A 20544-nucleotide genomic window follows, 5' to 3' on the forward strand; every position below is an offset into this window, starting at 1 on the left:
ATTACTCTTTTGCGCTCATGAAAAAAACACGAAACACGCTGAAGCGACGATGGACTGAACGTCAGGCGAGATTGAAAGAGAAATCTTTAAACTTGGCACATCCAGTTGTGAAGGCCTCATATATTTGGTCAATTCTTTCTGAACAACTTTGTGATGTACTCGGACCCGAAGTTCATCATCAATGGTTCAAGCAAGTAAAACCTCTGGTGATCAGTCATAATGTTCTGATCCTGGAAGTTCCAAATCATTTCTCTGCTCAATGGATTCACACTCACTATCATGAGTTGGTGGATGTTCTACTTTCTGTGATGGATAAAAAATTAACTTCGTTTTTTATTTCACAATCTGAGCGTCATCACGCTCCAAAAATTGCGACAGGAATGGCCTTATCGGAAGGCCCCGCTACGGAAGTAAAGCGTCAATCCGAAGACGAGTAAGGTCAGTAAGATTCCAACTGTAACGATGACTTTGTCTTTATTGCTGTTCATGTAGCGATTATACAGGAAATTTAATTAAGCTTTAAAAATTTTCCAAGAAGATCAGGAATCTGGAATGGATCAAATGGACGCTGGATCTGCCCTACAACGTTCTTAATAAAGCCCAGCTCCTCTCCCGCCTCAATAAGGACAAACGGTAGATTCTGCATATTTTCAGAGCTTTCATACTGCTTTTTAAAGGCATCTCCATGAGTGGCGGCGGTCTTTCCGTCTAGAATAATCATCACCGGTTTTAGATCATCCACTAAATAGCTGAAATTCTCAGCACTTGGCAGAGTATAGAAAGGCAGCTCCTTCTTCTTGAAGACTTTTTCAAGAAGGCCGGTTGCGAAGGTATTTTGATCAATCCAGAGGATTAAACCCACGAGCTTGTATCCTTTGACAAAGGGGGCCAGTGATTACTACCATTGGGCCATGGAAAAAGAAAAGTCAAAAATCCTCGTAAGAGACGTGCAGACTCAGCAAGTTCTGTTTGAATGTGCCATCACAGAATCAGAAAAGGCCTATCAGTTTGCAGCCGAGATGGAGGAAATGGGACTTGATATCGAAGTCGTTGTCCCTACCTTGGGCGAGACTCTTTCCAATTCGCTAGGTTTGTCTCGCGAACAGCTTGCAGAGTACAAAGAGAGCCTTGAAGTAGAGATGGATTCTCACGAAGGCTCATGCTGTTTCACAGAACCTGAAGAAGACAAAATCATCCACTAAAATTTGTGGCCATAATGGGCAAACACCGAAAATGGTAACACTGAGTAACCGTAGAGTTCTTCATACTCACGATCCAAAACGTTTTTGATTTGAATTCCAATTTCGTCTTTAAACCAAGTTTTCTTGGCTCCAATGTCCAGAACTGAGTAGCCATTCAGCTTCACGGTTTGAAAGTTTTCATCCACATCTTTGCGAGATGAAAACCAACGACCAGTGGCATTGAGTTCAATGGTTTCTTCAGGGAAATAAGAAACACTCAGCTGGGCCATATTATAGGGCCTACGCAAAACCGGCTCTTCATTCTCACGAAACTGTTGATGGGTAAAAGTCGGAACGATTTCAAATTTTTCGGATTTCCATCCGGCCGAAAGCTCCACCCCTTCGGCAATAAACTTCCCCTGATTGAAGTAGGCATTATCTACGAATGAATAATTGATGAGATTTGAAAGACGATTTTGGAAAAAAGTAATTCCACTGCTCCACTCTTCTACACTCTTTCTCCAAGAAACTTCCCATGAATGGTTTCTTTCAGGAACGAGGTCCTTGTTTCCAAAGACCGGGGCGTATAACTGATAAAGTGAAGGGGCCTTAAAACCTTGCGAGTATTGAATCGAGAAGTCTTTGTAGGCCACTCCACCCGAGCCAGTAATAAATTCTCCATACTGGGAGTGATGATCAGCTCGCCCGCCCGCCTGCAATTTAAAATCATTCGATTTGAATGCACTTTGAAGGAAGAAGGAGTTTAAATCAAAGCTTTTATCCACACTGGTTGTGGAGCTGGTTTCATGCTCATTCGAGATTCCCGTAAGAAATCCCCATTGCGGTAACTCCAGGCGGTGGACAAGTTCGTTCTGATAAAGATTCCCTTCAAAAGGAAGCGGTCCAGTGGATTCCATGCGAATGAAGCGTTGATTTCGATTAAGGCCGTTTCTTAACAAGAGAACAGACTGATCATTCAATTCGTAGCTCGTTTTCTGCTGAACCAAATACTGATCATTAATACTGTGATCATTCTTGGTATCTGTAGTCGCGCCGTCTAGTTCATTTTTCCCATGAAGATAGGAAAGTAAAAAATCCGTTTGCCATTTCTTTGCCCATCGGTGTTCTGAAGAAGAAGTGGCCTGCGTAATATCCGAACTATCCGCTTCCGTAGCATTGAAACGTTTTTCATTCAGACGAGAAATCCCATCGGTGTGAAAACGAGTGAGAGTCACTGTTCCGTTATGATCTTTCTTTTTCCAGTCAGAAGAAATCGTTCCATCAACTGTACCGAAGCTTCCGCCATTCACCAGCACTCTAGTTTCAGGAGCATTTTCACCTTTGCGTGATTTAAGCTCCACCACTCCACCCATGGCATCTGATCCGAACAAGACCGCTTGGGGTCCTTTATGAACTGTAACATCACGAAGAAACGGTGAGGTCATGAAAGCAGCATCAAACAGGCGTCCCGTATTGGAACTATCATTGAGTTTCAAACCATCCAGAGTAAATCCCACATGGCGGCTTTCAGTGCCGCGGATGAAGAATGATACTGTCCCACCGGGCCCACCATTTTGAGTGGTCACAATGCCAGGAGTTTTTTCAATCGCGGGAGCAATCAGAGCAGTAGAAGCGGTTTCAATCTCGCGTTCAGGAATTTCATTGGCGTCCCCGAAGGTAAAGCGGTCGATGTCTTTGACCGTTTCGACTTCAATGACTTCAAGTTCTTCTTGGGCAAAGGCAGGAAGAGATAATAAAAAAATAAGAATCCAGAGCCTAGACATCATTTCCTCCTCGGGAATGTCTGATCTCCTGGACCGTATCTGACTTATCTCTTATGAGCTTACAGTTGCGGGACAGCGCTGGATTTTCACCGGCTTCCGGTTTGACAGGAGTGAACTCACTTTAGCATAGAACCATCAAACTGGAATCCTATTTGTAGCATGAGTTCGGGGCTGGGATTAAAGGCCAATTGATCCACAACTAGTGGGACATACACAAATTGAAGTCTAACCAGTTCAAAGAAACTTACCGCCGCGGTTAAATGCAGAGTTACTCCGGAGCAAGCGGCGGATGAAACTTCGGCCAGATCCGCATCACAAGGTTTTGTTCCTACACTATCCCGGTCCGCCAGAATGTAGCCAAGCCGAGAGCCGATATGCCACTGCACGACCGCACTATTGAGATTCACCGGCTCGTATTCGATTCCCACCAGTGGGGTCAGGGCCCAGATGTCTTGCGCCCGATTGAAGAAACTCGACATCCCATTAAACATCAAATGATAAGAATGGCGATAAGAAGCAGTTCGAAAAGAATCCGTCGGAATCACCCGGGAGTAGCCCACCTCTGGGGAACTGGCATAAAGGGCCGACCAATAATCTTTTGGTGGAGTATAACGAAGAAAATTCAAGGCCGGTCTGGTGATGAATGTGAGCTTTTGGTGCTGGGCCTCGGGCTGCTTTTTCACCAGAACATTGAGCATCTTATTTAAGCGTTCTTTCAAATACACTTTTCCATAGTGAGACTGGTCCTTATCCAGTCCCAGATCCTTAAATTCAAAATCATGATTTTCCAAATAATCAAAGACCACATCAAAATCGGGTTTATCAGTGATAGGAGTATTTTTTCGATAGACCGCGAGATCACTTAGGATTTTTAGATTAGAATCCAGGGTACATTTTTGCTCTTTATGAAGGTGCTGCTTAAAACATTGATAAGTATGATCTTCAGTATCTGCCTTTTTAGGATTAAGCGAATCGGCATCATTCATGCCGAGATAAAAATCAGAAATACGAAAATCTTCTTCGACAAAACCCAAAAATGCATAAAGCGGTTCACTCACCAGTGGGTAATTTTTGGGATTGGTCTTGATATGTTTTCCAAGACCGGGTTTGGCTTCCAGACTTTTTGAAAGTTCAAACTTCCGGGCCTGCACCGTAAAGTCGATTAAGAGGTGATAAAAGTCTTGAATCACCCCTTCATCCTTTCGCTTCACTTGCTCGACGTTCTTTTTGGCCACTAAAGGGGCAGAGGCGTTGAGGTAGTAAACCGTGTAGTCTTTTCCGGGAGTCAATTTATCCAAAACTTCATAGGCATATCCCACCGGACCATTGTGATAAATTCCCCCATCAATAAAAAGCTCGCTTTGAGTATTGGAAGAATCACATTTCTTAAAGACTTCTCCCGGACGGAGTAAACAGAACTCGACGAGATAAGGAGTGAAGGCGCCGGGAAAAGCGGAAGAGGCCTGAATTAAATCTAACAGGATACTGATGTCTTTTTGCGGCGAGGCCCCTAAAGGTAAATAGGTGCGAAACTGCTGCAGTCCTTCGGTTTGATAGTTTTCCACCAAAGGATATTGCCCCTTGCCTCTTCCCTTGATCCGCACCATGAAGAATTCTGGTTGGCGCACGATCTCTAGACCTGGTTTAAATTCTTCTACCAGCGGTGTTCGTCTCGTGACGGCGGCACCGTAAATGATATCGCATTCTTCACTAAGCCCTTCTTTCCAACGCTCTCTCGCTTCTGCAAATAATGGCTTGATAGCCTTTCTCTCTAAAAGAGAAAATACTTTCTCATCTTTTGATTCTAATTGATCCAGCCCGATGGGAATCCACATCTTCCACAAGAGGCTTTGTTCACGCTTAGTATCGCGAAAGCCACACATATCAAGGATCCCGAAGAGACCGTTAATACTGCCGGCGGAAGCGCCAAAGACCACCTTGGTATTTCTAGTGATAGATGCTTTGTCTTTTTGAAGAAGTTGATAAAAGACACCGGCCTCATAACTTCCGAGCGAAACGCCTCCACTAAGAGTGAAAGCGAGCTTTTCTGAGGCAACGGCATTAATGGAGAATAGAAGTAGAAAAAGAATTGGCCACTTCATGGCCCGAACTTAGCATTGAGCTACTCGATAAGCATTTGTTTTAAAACTAATTTCACCTGAAGGATGTCTTTAATAGGAAGATGCCCTAATTTTTTGGTGAGTCGTTTTTTTGAAACAGTTCTGATTTGTTCACAGAGGGCTTGGCCAGTCACATCAAGAAACTCAATATCGACTCTGGTTGGCCAGTCACGCTTTTGAGAGCTTAGGGGGACCACGATAATGGTGTCTAATTGCTCATTCATCGACTCGGGAGAAACGATAATGCAAGGTCTATGACCGGCCTGCTCTGATCCTTTGATTGGATCGAGCAACACTTGCCACACATCTCCTCTATTTATCTCCTGATTCAAGCTTCGACTCCAACCATGCTTTATCTTCTTGAGTTAAGGCGGTATTTTTAAAGACCCATTTTGAATTGTGAGGTCTTCGTTTGACGAGCACAATCACGCCCTTCTCAGCGATTAATTCATAATCGAAAGATTCATCAAAGCCTGCGAGTTCAAGATCACTCTTAGAGACCCTAAAACCAAATGAGTTGCCGATTTTTTGAAGTTTTACCTGACTCATAAGCAAGTTATAACTTGTTATAACAATCAAGTCAATGACGCAATTTTCACTACGGCGCCGTAGTAAACCTTAAGATCATAAAAAAAGGGCCCTGAACCGGGCCCTTCGGAGGGGTATATATTTTAAGCGGATTTTTCTTCCAAATATTTTTCGTAGTATTCTTCTTCGTCATCAATACATCTTTGGATCTCCTTATACTTCGGAGTCTCGTATGGATGAGAATGCATTTTGTTACGTTTTTGATCTTTTTGTTTTTCTACCTGGCGTTCCATCTTATCGACTACCAGATCAAGTGACTTATACATGTTATCGGCACAAGCTTTGGCGAAGAAGTCAAACTTCGGCCCATGTACTTTAATTTCTGCCCAGTGTTCATCGTTATGAACCCAGCAAAACCACTGTACGGTCGTATTACCTTGGAAATACTTTTCAAATTTTTCTGATTTTTCGCGGATGCGCTCATCAAGTGCGGGAGTGTGGTCTAGGTGCTTAAAAGTAATTTTTAATTTCATAAAACGTGCCTCTAAAAAATTTTGTAATCGCACACCATAAAAACTAACCGAATTTTATGTCATTCATACCTCCTGGGTCTTTTACTTCTTACGCTTCGACGAAGGAGCAATGCCCATCATCTCACGATATTTAGCAACGGTTCGGCGAGCAACAACGATATCTTTAGTACTTAAAAGTTCAGAAATTTTCTGATCTGAGAGCGGACGCTTAGGGTCTTCATTCCCGATCATTTCTTTGATTTTAAGTTTCAAGCTTTCGCCTGCGATATCAATACCGCCGTTCTTACCGCCAATACCGGCGTTGAAGAAGTATTTAAGTTCGAACGTTCCGATCGGCGTGTGCATAAACTTGTTGGTCGTCACACGTGATACAGTCGATTCGTGCATGCCAATCTCGTTGGCGATGTCTTTAAGAATCATTGGTTTTAAGAAGGCAGGTCCTTTCTTAAAGAACTCCTGCTGAGTGCGAACGATAGAGTTCGCCACTTTATAAATCGTCTTCTGACGGTTCTCGATGGACTTAATCAGCCACATCGCCGCACGAAGTTTGTCTTGAACGAACTCTTTCGCTTCAGCGTCTGATTGTCCGCTCTTAATCAGAGATTTATAAAGGTTAGAAATTCGCAGACGAGGAACACCTTCATCGTTTACCTGTACAACAAATTCGCCACCGACTTCGGCCACGAAGATATCAGGAACCACATACTGAGTTTCCTCAGAGGAAATGAGGCGTCCAGGTTTAGGATTTAGACCCATGATAATGAGTTCTGCGTCCTTCACCTTGTCTTTCGAAACTCCAAAATCTTTTGAGATCTTGGCGTAATCTTTTTTCTCGAGGTCTTTTAGATTTCTTTCAATGATAAGTTCTACCAGAGGAGAACGCTCCTCAAGCATGCGTGCCTGAATCCCCAGACACTCTTCCAGGTTCTGAGCACCACATCCAACCGGATCAAGGTGTTGAACCAGACCGAGCATACCAAGGGCCTCATCACGGTCAGTGATATTTGAACGAGCAACGATTTCATCAAATGGCACTTCTAAGTAACCATCGTCATCAATGTTACCAATCAGATCGAGACAGAAATTCAGATGGTCAGTCTCAAGACTTTCCATACGAAGCTGCCACTCAAGATGTTCCTGAAGTGACTGGCCTTTAGAGACCATGTTTTCGTAGCTAGGTAAATCATCCGGAGAAGTTGCTTCCTTCATGTTCGGAGAAGATGAAGAAGAACTGTTAAATGATTCTGAGTATGATTCCCAATCGAAAGTGTCTTTCGAGCCTTCGATCAGTTCCGGGCCAGAGAAGTTTTCTGCGGTGGCCTCTTGTGTTTCCATTTCTTCGCGGGTGTCTTCGGCCGGACCTGCATCCATTTCACCGTCAACTTCTTCCAGCATTGGATTCTCAACCATTTCCTGAGAGATGAGTGTTGTCATTTCCAGGTGGGTAAGAGTCAGAAGCTTAATCGCTTGCTGAAGCTGAGGCGTGATCATTAGGCTTTGCGTTTGCTTGAGCCCTTGATGCATTTTAATCGCCATTTGAAATCCCCTACATCTTAAATTCTTCCCCTAAGTAAAACTTACGGGCAATTTCATTATTTATGATCTCGTCCGGTGTTCCACTTACAAGCAGTTCACCGCGACTCATAATGTATGCTCGATCTACAATTCCCAGAGTCTCTCTCACGTTGTGATCCGTAATCAAAACTCCGATGTTCTTCTGCTTCAAGCGTTTGATGATCGACTGGATGTCATGCACTGCCAGTGGATCAACTCCCGCGAATGGTTCGTCCAGAAGAACAAACTTCGGATTAAGTGCCAGCGATCTGGCAATCTCGACCCTTCTTCGCTCACCACCAGACAACTCTCGTCCTTTTGATTTACGGATGTGATCCAAACCAAAATCGCGAATAAGATCATCCAGGGCATTCTGTCTTTCCTTATCGGAAAGATCTCTCACTTCCAACACCGAAAAAATGTTCTCTTCTACCGAAAGTTCTCTAAAAACAGAGGCCTCCTGAGGAAGATAACCGATTCCTTTTCGGGCCCTTACATGTAGCGGTAGTTCAGTGATGTCATCGCCATCTAAGTTAATCTGACCACGATCAGTCTTAACCAGTCCTACCATCATATAAAACGATGTTGTTTTTCCGGCACCGTTAGGACCTAAAAGTCCAACGACTTCGCCTCTTTCAACATCTATGCTCACACTTTTTACGACCTCACGGCCATTATATGTTTTCTTAAGATCTCTCGCGTGAAAGCTTGCATTCATAAAAACTATTCCTTTAGTTTTTTATCACGTTTAATTTGCATATCAGACATCGCATCATCTACTTCCACCAGCTCCGTGTTCTCGCGGATGGTAATGCGATAGCCTTTGATAACATCCTTGCCCATCTCAACTCTTGGCGCACCAGAGAGCACCATTTTTTCTTCGCGTCCAAAACCTTCCAGTCTTTCCGCGTAGGCCTTCCGCTCGGTGACTCCCTCAGGAGTTTCCAATCTTTCCGTCACCTTCACATCGTCATTCAGGACGAAATACTTGAGACTTTTATTATAGTTTTCCAGGAAGATATCGGCTTTTCCAGAGGTTATGAGATACCCTTCTCGCTTCATCATCACGTCCCCACGTAATTCAGCGAGAGATTTATTCCCATCCATCTGAAGTTCTTGAGATGCAAACGTAAGACGTCCTTCGTACTTTTTCTTACGGGCCATAAAGCCTTTCACGTTCCCTTTGAAGGTCGAAAGTTGTGATTGAGGGTTGGCACGCATTTGCAGCGAAGTGATCTCGACGTGATCTTTGGATTTTAAATCGTCTCCAAAAAATTTCACGTTACCAGTTCCGACGATGAGATCTTTTTTGAAATAGTATTTTACCTTGTCAGCGAAATACTGGGCCTCATCAGAGAGAACTTCTACTTTTCCATCGAGAGTGAGAAGTTCTTTTTGTTTTTTATACAGACCAAAGTCTGCACTGTAACGAAGCGTTTTATTTTTTGCCTGATAATTATAAACACCTTTCGGAAAATCAAACTCTGCCATCTCTTCACCTTGCGAACGCATCTTATCTGCGGCCAGTGACATTTGAGGCACACCTTCTTTCAAGTGAAAGTAATCAAGTTTTTCAATCTCAGTGAATTCTGGTGCCATTGATTTGGCCACTTTGTTTGCATCAAGAGGCCCTTCTTCTTCTAAAAAAGAAGCCGCTACAATGAATCCATTGATCGCAACAAATGCTAAAATAATTATTATTGATTTAGGGTCACGTATCTTCATAGGTTCATTATACTCTTTTCTTTAATTCCAGACAGTTAAAGGTGCTATTTACCTAGCATTGTAAGGTGAAAACAGGTGACGTTTTTCCTCGGTTTTTGTAGCTTATTCGCATGCAAAATCAATCAGTTCAAGAAGGCCACACACTGGCCAATCTAGTTGCCTCTGGCGTTAAGTTAACTCCAATGATGGAGCAGTACTATCAGGTCAAAAAACAGTACCCTGATATTCTCCTGATGTTCCGAATGGGAGATTTCTATGAAATGTTTTTTGAAGATGCCCGCGAAGCTGCTCGTATTCTTAATATCTCTCTTACCGTAAGAGGAAAACTTGGTGAAGTACCAATTCCAATGGCCGGTATTCCTCACCACGCGGCCGCGACCTATGTTGACCGCATTTCTCAGCAAGGAAAGAAAGTTGTTATCTGTGAACAACTAGAAGATCCAAAATCTGTAAAAGGAATCGTGAAGCGTGGAGTGACTCAGATTGTGAGTCCGGGTATGCCTTACGATTTGGATAAAACCACTGCCACTGAGAACAAGTTCCTTGCCGCTGGTTTAAAAAATGGTGCTTCCTTCATTCTCGTGCTTTTAGATTTTACTACCGGTGACTTCTATGGCGTAACTTTCAAAACGATCGAAGAGTTCTGTGAAAGACTTCTCATGGTTCGCCCAAAAGAATTTATTTCTTACATGGGACAATGGGAAAATTATCCAATGGTGGATGATTATCTTCATTCGATTGATGCACTTAAAACACATCTTTCGGCAGAGTACTTTGAAGAAAAGCACACTGGATTTTACATTCAGAAACTTATTCCAACTTATCAGCGTGACGGCATCATTGCTCAATTACCAGCAGTGCTCTCGCCTCTTGGTGCTTTAAGTTACTATGTGACTTCAACTCAGACGCTGGAAAAAATCAGTCACCTTCGTCCTTTCAAAATTGTGAACAACGAAGAGACCATGAAAGTGACCTATGCGACACTTTCAGGTCTTGAAATTTTCCCTCGTTCACGTGAAACAGAAATGAATTCCCTTTTAGGATTCATGGATAAAACCAAGACCTCGATGGGTACTCGATATCTCCGTCAGTTCTTCCAATCTCCTCTTTGCGAGGCCGCGCCTATTCAAAAACGCTTGGATCTCATTGAGGGTCTGATTAAAAAACCAGACTTCATCAAATCTCTTCGCACTCACCTTCAAGACGTGCGCGACATTGATCGCATCATGGCGAAAGTGTCGACCAAGAAAGTAAATGCAGGAGACGTTCTAAATCTTGCTCACGCGTTTGAAACATTCCTGGCCGTTGAAAAAGAGATGGACGCAGCTGGTTTCAGCTTCTTCCAAAAACTTCCTAAGAAGGACATGGAATATCTTCAGAAGCTCGCGAAAGACATCCGCATTTTCATCAATGATGAAATGGGTGCCCACGCCGATAAAGGAAATCTTATCCGTCCAGGAGCTTCCGCGGAAAGAGATCGTCTCGCGAATCTCTCTAACTCTGCCGCTGACGAGATTTTAAAAGTTGAGGCCAAGTACCGTGCTGAAACAGGCATCGGAAACCTAAAAATTAAGCACAATAATATCTCTGGTTACTTCATTGAAGTCTCTAACTCTCACCTCTCAAAAGTTCCTAAGAGCTTTATGAGAAGACAAACTCTTGTGAATAACGAACGTTATGTGACTGCGGAACTAGAGGCCTTTGAAAAAGAAGTCACTTCGGCGCTTGATAAACTCGTGCGTCTGGAAAAAGAAATCTTCGAGGGCTTTAGCAATAGAATTGAAGAACAATCACACCTGATTCTGGACGTTGCTAAACGCATGGCCCAGATTGATGTGTTCCAGTCTTTGGCCTGGATTTCTCTCCAAGAAAACTTCGTACGTCCTGTTCTTCATGCTGATCGCAAGATCGTGAAAATTACCGGGGCCTGGCACCCACTCATCAAGAGAAACATCAAAGATAGTTTTGTTACCCACAATGTGACTCTGGATGAAAGTTGTTATTTCGGTCTTATTACGGGTCCAAACATGGCCGGTAAAACGACTGTTATGCGTGAAGTGGCGATCATTCAGTACCTGGCCCAGATGGGCTGTTTTGTTCCTGCTCACTCTGTGGAACTAGGAATTTGTGATTACCTCTTCTCACGCTTGGGTGCTTCAGATGACATCATCAAAGGTCAATCGACCTTCATGGTTGAGATGGCAGAGACGGCGGAAATTCTTCGTCACGCCACTGATCGTTCTCTTATCATCCTGGATGAAATTGGTCGCGGAACTTCAACTTATGATGGTCTTTCAATTGCCTGGGCACTGGTTGAACACTTTGTAAAAAAATTAAAACCAATTACCCTTTTTGCGACTCACTACCATGAATTAATTGAACTGGCAGAAACACTTCCGGAAGCAAAAAACTTCACTGTTCGTACTGAACAGAAAAACGGAAAGGTTCAATTCTTGTATGAACTTATTGAAGAAGGTGCGACTCAAAGTTTTGGTATCCATGTGGCCGAACTCGCAGGTCTTCCACGTGACGTGCTTAAGCGCTCTCGCGAGATCTTAAAAGAGCTGGAACAGAACCATAATTCGACACCAAAAGAGATTGTGAACAGCAATCAATTAACTTTCTTTGGTGCTCCAAGCATTTCACCTGAAGTGGAAGTAATTCCGGATTATTTAAGTAACCTTGAAAGTGATTTAAAGGCCTTAGATGTGATGAATCTCACTCCTATGCAGGCCCTTCAGAAACTTCATGATCTGAAGACTCAAATGTTGAACCATTAACTAAACTTTTACCTCTAAAAACCGAAAGGTTTTTAGAGGTAAATATGGCCCCCATCGATTTAAAAGAATTCGCCCTTAAAGAACAGAAACTTTCAAAAAGACTACTCTTTCCAGAGACCCAAAAAGGCCCGACTCCGATTTGGAAAATTCTAGGAGCTCATTATTTGGACTTCCTGGCAGTGGCCTTTTTTACTTCTTTTAGCGCGGCCGTATTTAACCAATCCATCAAACTTTTCATGAACACCAAGAGCCTTCGCCTGGCCTTCGATGAGCATGCGACGCTCTCTCTTGCCAGTTCCTTGTTGCCGATGATGCTCTTTTCGTATTTCTTTTTAAGCTACTTCTTAAACCAGGGTCAGACCTGGGGCATGTTTACCTTTAAAAAACGCATGAAGATGCCATCTCAAAGCTTCAGAGATGCCTTTTATTGGGCCGCTCACTCTCTTTTTATGTGTCTAACAGGGGGGCTTTTTTATCTCGCTAAAAGAGAAGAATGGCAGAACCTTCAGAAGCACGACTATCTCTACCATGAGATGCTTCTTCACAGAGAAGATTACAGCATTGATCTTTTAAAACGGATTGATGAACAAGAGGTAGTAGAAGAATACGCTCGGGCCGCTTAACCTTTCAGTTTTTCTTCAAAGGCCGTGAAGATCTTTTTGAAGTGACCACTATCATAGTATTCACGTCCCCAGGTGATGAAATCAGTGATACTGGTTTCAATGTTCTCCCCATCATCAATGAAATCCACCAAGTCTTCTACAATAATGAATAAGGCCGGTAAGTGGCCAATACGAACTGAATCCAGGGCACGTGGAAAACCACTGCCGTCTTTCACTTCATGATGTTGAAGAATGATTTGATCCACATCCGGAGAAAAGGCGTCCAAAGTTTTCACTAGTTTTGAGGCCTCAAATGGATGCATACGATAACGAATCGTGTCCGGAGATTTGTCCCCTGAATGTGATGCCCTCTTGTCCCATTCACGGAGATTTTCATAAATGGCCTCATCTACTGCCACATCGTGAAGAAGGGCCGCCATGGCAAGCTTTACTTGCCCACTCTCGCCGATCCATCCAATTGATGAACCGAAAGCGCACACCATATATGTCAGAAGACCTACGTGACGGGAATAGGCCGATGTCGGATTAGCAAGACGACGTTTAAGAACACTAATGATATTGTTATTTTTAGAAAGAATTTTAACTGCCTGAGAGACGCTTTTTTGGGCCGACACTAACACTGAAGGCGACCAGTTCATGAACTTGGCAATTTGCTCAATGGCCTCTACGTTTTCAATCGCCAGAGAAATACCTTCAACCGTATTCCCACTCTCAACGTTCATTTCTTTTTCGAGAAACTTCAGAAATTCCTTACTGTCCTCATACTTAATAAAAAGTTCTCTGATTCCCTTAGAAAAAAGTTTATTAGCATCTGAATCAAAGAAAGGCTCACCTTTGTGAATGATCTTCACAAAGTTTTTATCTGAGAGCTTCAGATAAAGATCAAAATGCCCCATTCCTAAACGGAGTAGAGTTGGAATCTTAATCGGAACATGGGTCGGCTGACGAGTTTGAAGAGTTGAAATGCTCTTCACTAAATAAGTAAATGAACTGACACTCAATGGCTTTTCTATCATCGCCGTGACCAGCGGATAAAAATTCATGAATTTATCTTCTTGAGCGTTCTCCGAACAAACAATAAGTGGAGTTGCCAGTTTTTCAACATCCAGATGGCGATAGAACAATGAATCATCTTCAGTCAGATTCCTATGATCCATGATGATCATTTCAGGAACACCTTTCTTCTGAATCACTTCGAGAGCGCGAAGAGAATCTTCGAACGCAAAAATTTCTCCGCTATAAAAGCAGCTCAAAGCAGTCTCCTGGAGATTCAAAATCTCCGGATTAGGATCCATGAGTAGAATGTACTTTGAAGAATTATTCACCACTCTATATTACCACTCTCTTGCCCCAGTGATGACGAGGCAAGAGTTGCTTGAATTTCAAGGCATTGAGAGTGACTTTATTAAGCGAAACTTAATTGACTAAAGACTCATAGCCTTGCATTTTCGACACTTGCTTTCAGGGCCTCGAAAACTTTCTTAAAATTCCCCGAGTTATAGCGGCTTTCTTTTTCCTTAAGGAATTGTAAAACGCGAGCATCTATATCTTTGAAGCCTTCAATATAAGAAATGAGATCTTCCGTAATGATGAACACTGAGGCCATCGGACTAATACGACTTGAAGTTAGACCTCTTGGAAAACCTAATCCATCTTTTGTTTCGTGATGCTGAAGGATAATTTGATCCACATCTGGTGGAAGATTTTTAATCGTTAATAGTAAATTAGCAGCGTCACCTGGATGATTACGATACTTCACCACTTCAGGAGTCTTGTCCAATGGATCTGAGGCCGCTTGGTTCCAGATAATGGGATCCTTATAAATCTCTTCATCAATAGTTATATCGTGCATGAGCGAAGCAAGACCCAATTTCATTTGTGTCGATTCACTGGTCCAGCCTAACTGATAACAAAACCCACAAGTAAGAAGGGACATTAGCCCAACATGCGAACTATAAGACGAGGTAGAATTCTGAAGTTTGTTTTTAAGAAGCTTTAAGATACTTGGTTCCGCACTTACGGCCTTAATAGCGAGATCAACTCCACGCTTGGCCGCACCTATCACTTCCGGGGTCCACCCTAACGAGGCCGCGAGTCTTTCAATCGACTCAAGCGACTCCAGAGTCACAACCGCCAAATCCAATGGAGTGTCCTTAGACTTCACCAGAGAGGTCATATTCTGTTCAATGTTTCTTAAGTAACCTTCGGCATCTTCATAGGTCACGTAAAGATGGTGAAGACCTTTCGAATAAAATCGTCCGGCATCATCGGTCATGAAGGCCTCACCGGCATTGATGACCTTGATGTACTTTCCTTCTGACAGCTTCATGTAGAGATTGCAGCTGCTTGATCCCCAACGCATAAGAAGGGAAATGCGAACCGGCACAAAATTTGGAAGAATGTCTTGATGACCAAGGATGGACTCCACCACATCAATCAGAGGTCTGAAGATTCTTGGCTTTTCAAGATAACCCTGAAGCCCTGGTATACGGGCCTCAAGAACGTTCTTCGGATCAGAAGAACAAATCACAAACGGAATGTTCCAATGGCGCTCAACCAAAGATTGATGAAGAAATTGTCCGTCACCGTCCGGCATTCTAAAATCTGAGACAATCAGGACAGGTTTCCCTTTTTCCTGCATGACTTGTAAAGCATGGTGACCCGAACTAGCGGTCGCTACATCCAATGGGAAGGATCTTTTCAGGAGCATTTCGCAAACATCGCGAATGTCCGCTTCATCATCCACAACAAGGATGTAACTCATTATACGCCTACTCCTCTAGCCATTTGAATCCAAGCTCTTTCGTCTGAGCAGGATTCGGTTTTGAAGGTGAACTTGCCATAAGGTCAGTAGCAGAAGCTGTTTTAGGGAACGCAATTACGTCACGAATTGAATCAGTTCTCGCAAGCTGCATAATAAGACGATCCATACCGAATGCCATACCTGCATGCGGAGGTGTTCCATATTTAAGAGCTTCAATGAAGAAACCAAACTGATGTTGAGCATCTTCCGGTGTAAAGCCAAGAAGTTCAAACATGCGTGACTGTTGTTTGTTATCAAAGATACGCATTGAACCACCGCCGAGCTCGTAACCGTTACAAACGATATCGTAGGCGTATGCTTTAACGTTCTTGATTAGAGATTTATCGTTTGAGTAATAGAGCTCCATGTCTTCATCTTTTGGACGAGTGAATGGGTGGTGTTTTGCGTGAAGAGAGTTTGTTTCAGCATCGTAATCAAAAAGTGGGAAATCATAGACCCATAGGAAGGCGTATTCATCCGTCTTAATGAGGTTCAATGTTTTTCCAAGATGGCGTCTAACGGCATCCGCACAGTCATGAGCAATGTTTTCATTTTTATCGGCGCAGAATAACCAAAGACCATCACCCTTCTCGACCGATTTCTCAGAAAGAGCGTTCAGCATGTTGGCATCAATAAATTTCGAGATACCACCAGAAACAGCGCCATTCTCTACTTTAAACCAAGCAACACCTTTACCACCGTAAGGCTTAACTACTTCAGTAAGAGCGTCGATGTCTTTACGAGCAAGAACACCCATTGAAACGGGAACGAACATGGCCTTAACCATTCCGTATTTAGCTGAAGCGACTTCTGAGAAAGTTGTGAATGCTGAACCTTTGAAAAGTTCAGTTACAACCATTTGCTTAAGAGCAAAACGAACATCTGGTTTATCTGAACCGTAGTCACGCATTACTTCGTCATACGTGATACCTTTCATTTCAAAATTCTCAGGCATGTTGAAAATGTTTCTCATCATGTGAGTCGCAAGGTTCTTCATGTATTCAAGAGTCGGGAACGAAACCTCAATATCGATCTGGGTGAATTCCGGTTGACGGTCAGCACGTAGATCTTCATCACGGAAACAACGGCAAATTTGGAAATACTTATCGGTGTTGGCGATCATAAGAAGCTGCTTCAGAGTCTGTGGAGACTGAGGAAGAGCATAAACTTTTCCAGGGTGCACACGTGAAGGAACAATATAGTCACGAGCGCCTTCAGGAGTTGTCTTATAAAGAATCGGAGTTTCAACTTCATTGAAACCAAGTTCATAAAGCGCCATACGTGCCTTCTTCGTCGTTTCTGAACGAAGAGTGAGAATGTCCTGAAGCTTTTGAGAACGAAGATCAAGGTAACGGTAACGAAGACGAAGATCTTCAGTCGCTGGAACTGCACCATGTGGAAGGAATGGAACTTCTTCGGCCAGAGAAAGAAGTCTGATTTCTTCAACCTGTACTTCAACTAGACCTGTCGCCATCTTGGCATTTTTCGCTGCATCCGGACGAGCAACAACTTTACCCTTTGCTAGGAGCACTGACTCTAATGAGAATTTTCTTAGTTCGTTGATATCACCCTTGAAGGATTCGAAGCCTAATTGAGTAATGCCATACTTATCGCGCAAGTCGATGAAGTGAAGAGCACCAAGGTTACGGTACTTATTCATCCATCCACAAAGTGTAACTGTTTTACCGATATCGGACTCCCGCAATTCTCCGCAGTGATGAGTGCGCATTGAACCGGGTAGATTTTTGGCCATTTGAAAACTCCTAAGGATCGCATAGACTGGTATCTAGTGATCATACCTGATTCAGGAATAAACTTCATGAGAAAATTTCTTACTCTCGCTCTTCTACTCGTACTCTTTAGCTGCCAAAGTGTGTCACGAGACCCTCTGAAAAAAGTGGAGTTAGTTACACCGGCCGGAGTGAAAATTGATACCACTCTAGCGATTACAGAAGCTGACCAAAATCAAGGGCTATCGGGAGTTAAAGAAGATGACTTTGATGATAATCAAGGCATGCTCTTCTTCTATGCCGAGGACTTTGAAAAATATTTCTGGATGCCAGACACCTACTTCGATCTGGACCTGTTCTACATGGACAAAGATCTTAGGATTCTCGACATCGTTCGTCGTGCCCCCCACTACGTTGGTCGGGCCAGCCCGGAACTCATTCCGCGCATTCGTGGAGTATGGTGTCGCCATGTACTGGAAATGAAATCAACTTCAGAAATCGCCAAAGCACTTAAGATTGGTGACAAGTTGGAATGGAAATCCTCTCTCTCACTTCAGGAGACTGAGGCCAAAATTAAAAGTGTAAAATAATTGTTACAGATCGCGGTTCGTTTCAGGTGCGTCCGCTGACTCACCTGCAAACAGAATCAGAAACTCATCCGCTGCAATTACACCTAAGTGCTCTTTTGCCAGCGAACGTTGAAAATTACGGTCCGTTTGGATCTTGGTAATCTCAGTTTTAAGTTCTCTGTTCTCTTTTTGGATTGAAGCGTGCTCCTCAAGCTTTTCCTTGATGACACCTTCAGTTGAGAAATAATCCCACACACCGCGATCCATGCAAATCAGGCGAAGAACGAGAAGTCCGATGACTGACCAGCCAATCTTAGTGAGTAGATTCTTTTTAAGTTTGTCTTTTTTCTTGGTGGAAGTATTCGTCGAGCGGGCCGGACGTTTTTCAACGACCTCTTCCTCCTCTACTTCTTCTTCCTCATCCAGATATTCAATGGGGGTTTCTGAAAGTTCACTCTTACGGTGTTCAATCAGATCAGTATTATCGACAGTGCCAATGGCCTTGCGAGTAGCAGTTGTTTCAAAATAAGTGGGCGCAGTTGTAGAATCGGCCGCAAAGGGGCGATTAAATACGTTCTTTCGAGTGCGCAATCGTTCACGGCTCGGTGAGGATTTCTCAGAGGATTTTGACGCGAAAGGCGATTCTACTTCTTCATACTCGTCGTAGGACGGTCGATTCATTCTTAATTCCACGCAAAATACATCCTGTATTTTTGGGACACCAGCTGCCCATGTTAATTTAGTGTGTTAATTCCAATTTAACATGGTCAGCTAAGCGCTACAAGTATTTAAAATAATAGAGGCAGGAATTTCCTAGCCGCGATTAGTAACGGTTGCCGCGGTATCCGCCAGAACGACCACCTCGGTCGCCCCCGCGATTGCCCCCACGGTATCCACCGCCACCGCCGAAACCACGACCGCCACCGGCCGGAGCTGTAGCAAGTTCGATAGAAACGCGACGGTTACCAAACATCTCACCTTTGATGTTCATGATAGCATCTGTGAATTCTGAAGAAGCTTCAATGAAAGCAAACTTCTCTTTCGTTTCGATACGACCGATATTGCGGCCTGAAACGCCAGAAGCATTTGAAACAAATTTAAGAAGCTCGCCTGCATTTGCTCCGTCCATTGTTCCAAGGTTGATGAAGAATCGCTGCATTCCGTTTTGAACGCGGGCGCCTTGAGGACGGTCCCCGCCCTGGCCACGAGGGGCCACATCAATTTCCTGGGCCTTCTGGTAACGCTTCAATGTATTTTCGAACATGAATCCGTAAATACCTTTAATGATGTCTTCTTTATCAAGCTCATCGAACTTCGCTTTGAAAGCATCATAATGAAGAACTTCTTCATCATGGAAAGACTCGATATGGTCTGTGAAACGCTTAAGTGATTTCTCAAGGATCTTCTCGCGGATTTCATTCACTTTAGGAAGGAAAACGCGCTCAATTTTTGCTTTTGTAAGACGCTCGATCTGACCTACGCGACCTTGTTCGTTAGGCTCGATGATTGAAAGAGAGATACCTTTCTGACCACCACGACCAGTACGACCAATACGGTGAACGTATGATTCGTTGTCTTGTGGAAGACCGAAGTTAATAACGTGAGTAAGGTTGTTCACGTCGATACCGCGAGCGGCAACGTCAGTACAAACAAGAAGGTTAATTTTCTTCTCTTTGAACTTTTTCATCGTCATATCACGAGCGGCCTGATCCATATCTCCGTGAAGAGCATCTGTTGGATAGCCACGAGCATTTAGTTCATCAGTAAGTTCTTTGGCACCGATCTTCGTACGAGTGAAGATGATCGCATACATATTGTCAGAGTAGTCCATGTAACGGCAAAGAGCTTCGATACCGTTTTCACGACGAACCACAACCGCTTTCTGCTCAACTGAATCAGCTGTAAGAACTTTCTTCGTTACACGAACAGTTACCGGATTTGAGAACTCACGGTTAACCAGATCTGAGATCGGGCCTGGAAGTGTTGCAGAGAACATCCAGATTCTTTTTTCAGGAATTTCATCAATGATCGTTGTTACGTCATCGAAGAAACCCATATCTAGCATTTCATCAGCTTCATCTAGAATGACGAATTTAGTAGCATCAAATTTAAGAACGCCACGTTCGATAAGATCCATCACGCGTCCTGGAGTACCAGCAACAACCTGGGGCTTTTTCGATTTGAAGTCTTTAATTTGAAGACCAACTGAAGTACCGCCGTAAACAGACATTGAACGAATTGGTTCGAAAGCAGATAGCTTCTGAATTTCTTCGTTGATCTGGTTAGCAAGTTCACGAGTTGGAGCAAGAATGACAGCTTGTAGAGCTGGTGATTTGAAATCTAATTTTTCAAGTAGTGGAAGAACGAAAGCTGCTGTTTTACCAGAACCTGTCTGGGCCTGGCCGATAAAATCAACATCACCTTGCATAAGCACAGGGATGGCCTGAGCTTGAATCTCAGATGGATTTTCAAAGCCCATTTTGGCAATTGCTTTGAGTGAAGACTCTTTGAGTCCTAGATCATTAAAAGACATGCGTTTTCTCCTTTCGAGAAAGTAAGTGTTATGCGCATTTTGAATGTAGATGAGGCCTGGTCCTATTGGTCTCAAAACAGC

Annotated in this window: 19 protein-coding genes and 1 riboswitch; of the genes, 5 read left to right on the plus strand and 14 right to left on the minus strand. The window is 43.4% G+C overall.

All coding sequences use genetic code 11. The features are described 5' to 3' along the window. Positions 1-17 precede the first annotated feature (17 nt). The gene (locus ACJVC5_RS01470) at positions 18-437 is read left to right on the plus strand and encodes a DnaA N-terminal domain-containing protein (protein WP_408097608.1); all 420 of its coding nucleotides are present in this window, start codon (positions 18-20) and stop codon (positions 435-437) included. Positions 438-508: 71 nt separating this feature from the next. Here the strand turns inward: ACJVC5_RS01470 and ACJVC5_RS01475 are convergent, their stop codons facing one another. After that, a complete protein-coding gene (locus ACJVC5_RS01475) occupies positions 509-862 on the minus strand; it encodes a hypothetical protein (protein WP_408097609.1) in 354 nt (117 codons plus the stop codon). Positions 863-911: 49 nt separating this feature from the next. Between ACJVC5_RS01475 and ACJVC5_RS01480 the strand changes: the two genes are divergently transcribed. Further along, complete coding sequence (locus ACJVC5_RS01480; protein WP_408097610.1) at positions 912-1202, plus strand: hypothetical protein; 291 nt, start codon at positions 912-914, stop codon at positions 1200-1202. Here ACJVC5_RS01480 and ACJVC5_RS01485 read toward each other — a convergent pair. From ACJVC5_RS01485 to ACJVC5_RS01520, 8 genes are all read right to left on the minus strand, one after another. Continuing rightward, positions 1199-2965 (minus strand): TonB-dependent receptor plug domain-containing protein, encoded by a 1767-nt coding sequence (locus ACJVC5_RS01485; RefSeq protein WP_408097611.1) that lies wholly within the window; start codon positions 2963-2965, stop codon positions 1199-1201. The genes ACJVC5_RS01480 and ACJVC5_RS01485 overlap by 4 nt on opposite strands. A 13-nt stretch (positions 2966-2978) precedes the next feature. Beyond that, positions 2979-3109, minus strand: a riboswitch (cobalamin riboswitch). Continuing rightward, positions 3082-5067 (minus strand): patatin-like phospholipase family protein, encoded by a 1986-nt coding sequence (locus tag ACJVC5_RS01490; protein ID WP_408097612.1) that lies wholly within the window; start codon positions 5065-5067, stop codon positions 3082-3084. Its footprint overlaps the riboswitch before it by 28 nt. A 20-nt stretch (positions 5068-5087) precedes the next feature. Continuing rightward, positions 5088-5390 carry a type II toxin-antitoxin system PemK/MazF family toxin gene (locus ACJVC5_RS01495; protein WP_408097613.1) on the minus strand — a complete coding sequence of 101 codons (303 nt, stop codon included), beginning with the start codon at positions 5388-5390 and terminating at the stop codon, positions 5088-5090. A gap of 7 nt (positions 5391-5397) precedes the next feature. Continuing rightward, positions 5398-5634 (minus strand): AbrB/MazE/SpoVT family DNA-binding domain-containing protein, encoded by a 237-nt coding sequence (locus ACJVC5_RS01500; RefSeq protein ID WP_408097614.1) that lies wholly within the window; start codon positions 5632-5634, stop codon positions 5398-5400. Between the two features lie 122 nt (positions 5635-5756). Further along, on the minus strand, positions 5757-6146 hold the full coding sequence (gene hpf / locus ACJVC5_RS01505) for a ribosome hibernation-promoting factor, HPF/YfiA family (protein WP_408097615.1): 390 nt from the start codon (positions 6144-6146) through the stop codon (positions 5757-5759). A gap of 81 nt (positions 6147-6227) precedes the next feature. Then, positions 6228-7682: an RNA polymerase factor sigma-54 gene (rpoN, locus tag ACJVC5_RS01510; RefSeq protein ID WP_408097616.1), complete on the minus strand. Its 1455-nt coding sequence runs from the start codon at positions 7680-7682 to the stop codon at positions 6228-6230. A 10-nt stretch (positions 7683-7692) separates the two neighbouring features. After that, a complete protein-coding gene (lptB, locus tag ACJVC5_RS01515) occupies positions 7693-8418 on the minus strand; it encodes an LPS export ABC transporter ATP-binding protein (RefSeq protein ID WP_408097617.1) in 726 nt (241 codons plus the stop codon). Positions 8419-8423: 5 nt separating this feature from the next. After that, positions 8424-9425 carry an LptA/OstA family protein gene (locus tag ACJVC5_RS01520; RefSeq protein ID WP_408097618.1) on the minus strand — a complete coding sequence of 334 codons (1002 nt, stop codon included), beginning with the start codon at positions 9423-9425 and terminating at the stop codon, positions 8424-8426. Between the two features lie 110 nt (positions 9426-9535). Here ACJVC5_RS01520 and mutS point away from each other — a divergent pair, with 110 nt between their 5' ends. Beyond that, entirely contained in the window at positions 9536-12205 is a 2670-nt protein-coding gene (gene mutS / locus ACJVC5_RS01525; protein WP_408097619.1) for a DNA mismatch repair protein MutS, read from the plus strand. A 44-nt stretch (positions 12206-12249) separates the two neighbouring features. Continuing rightward, positions 12250-12828, plus strand: a complete 579-nt coding sequence (locus tag ACJVC5_RS01530) for a hypothetical protein (RefSeq protein ID WP_408097620.1) — start codon at positions 12250-12252, stop codon at positions 12826-12828. Here the strand turns inward: ACJVC5_RS01530 and ACJVC5_RS01535 are convergent. From ACJVC5_RS01535 to aspS, 3 genes are all read right to left on the minus strand, one after another. After that, entirely contained in the window at positions 12825-14123 is a 1299-nt protein-coding gene (locus ACJVC5_RS01535) for an HD domain-containing phosphohydrolase (RefSeq protein ID WP_408097621.1), read from the minus strand. The two genes, ACJVC5_RS01530 and ACJVC5_RS01535, sit on opposite strands and share 4 nt — an antisense overlap. 137 nt (positions 14124-14260) lie before the next feature. After that, a complete protein-coding gene (locus ACJVC5_RS01540) occupies positions 14261-15592 on the minus strand; it encodes a response regulator (RefSeq protein WP_408097622.1) in 1332 nt (443 codons plus the stop codon). Positions 15593-15599: 7 nt separating this feature from the next. Beyond that, entirely contained in the window at positions 15600-17384 is a 1785-nt protein-coding gene (gene aspS / locus ACJVC5_RS01545) for an aspartate--tRNA ligase (RefSeq protein WP_408097623.1), read from the minus strand. Positions 17385-17450: 66 nt separating this feature from the next. On the opposite strand from aspS, the gene ACJVC5_RS01550 reads away from it, so the two are divergent. Then, on the plus strand, positions 17451-17951 hold the full coding sequence (locus tag ACJVC5_RS01550) for a DUF192 domain-containing protein (RefSeq protein WP_408097624.1): 501 nt from the start codon (positions 17451-17453) through the stop codon (positions 17949-17951). Between the two features lie 3 nt (positions 17952-17954). On the opposite strand, the gene ACJVC5_RS01555 is transcribed toward ACJVC5_RS01550, so the two are convergent. Together ACJVC5_RS01555 and ACJVC5_RS01560 are read right to left on the minus strand one after the other, a co-directional pair. Then, on the minus strand, positions 17955-18611 hold the full coding sequence (locus ACJVC5_RS01555; protein WP_408097625.1) for an FtsB family cell division protein: 657 nt from the start codon (positions 18609-18611) through the stop codon (positions 17955-17957). A gap of 142 nt (positions 18612-18753) precedes the next feature. Beyond that, a complete protein-coding gene (locus tag ACJVC5_RS01560; protein WP_408097626.1) occupies positions 18754-20463 on the minus strand; it encodes a DEAD/DEAH box helicase in 1710 nt (569 codons plus the stop codon). Positions 20464-20544 lie beyond the last annotated feature (81 nt).

Origin of the sequence: Peredibacter sp. HCB2-198 (genome assembly GCF_045999315.1) — a bacterium.
In the GTDB taxonomy this organism is placed as follows: Bacteria; Bdellovibrionota; Bacteriovoracia; order Bacteriovoracales; family Bacteriovoracaceae; genus Peredibacter.